Origin of the sequence: Tamlana sp. 2_MG-2023, assembly GCF_030548465.1 — a bacterium.
In the GTDB taxonomy this organism is placed as follows: Bacteria; Bacteroidota; Bacteroidia; order Flavobacteriales; family Flavobacteriaceae; genus Pseudotamlana.
This window is the reverse complement of sequence record NZ_JAUOSF010000044.1, coordinates 1-629: the sequence shown is the minus strand read 5'-3', so window position 1 is coordinate 629 and position 629 is coordinate 1. Positions and strand designations below refer to the sequence as shown.

1 protein-coding gene is annotated in these 629 nt (G+C 32.8%); it reads right to left on the bottom strand.

The window, feature by feature from the left end; all coding sequences use genetic code 11:
• A partial coding sequence (locus Q4566_RS17030; RefSeq protein ID WP_303423781.1) for a hypothetical protein occupies positions 1–629 on the bottom strand: 629 nt, incomplete at both ends.

Here is a 629-nt window from a genome sequence, read left to right as displayed (position 1 = left end):
GTGTCTTGTACCTTTAAACTTAGTAAATTATAAAGCAACAGTTTTTCCCTTAACGCTCCTGTGTAATTCGTTCTAATAACACTGCATAAATCACTAAAGTTATTTGAGTAAATATTTTGTAAATGATAAGACGGATCATTAGGGTGCTCCAGTTGTAATTGTGCAATAAGCATGTTTGATAAAAACAACAGGTAATTCGGGGATTGGGCTAGAATACTATCTGGTAAATCCGAAACCATGGATTGGCTAAATAATATTCTATAATCCTCTAATTCCGCTTTAGATAATTGGTTTAATCCCATATAATAAGAAAATGGCTTTAAATCTATTCCATTTTGTCCATAAATATCTGCCTTCATGATTTGGTACACTTCAAAAGGTAAATCGTCTTTTACAATTTCTAAGCTATTTAATTGTAATTGAGAAATCGAATCGGCAATTTTAATTTTTGTCTTTAAATCTCCAAAACGATTCCCATAGCCCCTTTGAATGGCTTCCCTATTAAGGCTATACCCCTGCAAATCACTATGCCAACGCAAATCAAATTTGGCTGCACCCTTACCAGAAAATAAATAGCTCAACTCCTGTTTTGATTTATCTATAATTATTTCAATATCATCTTCGGGTTC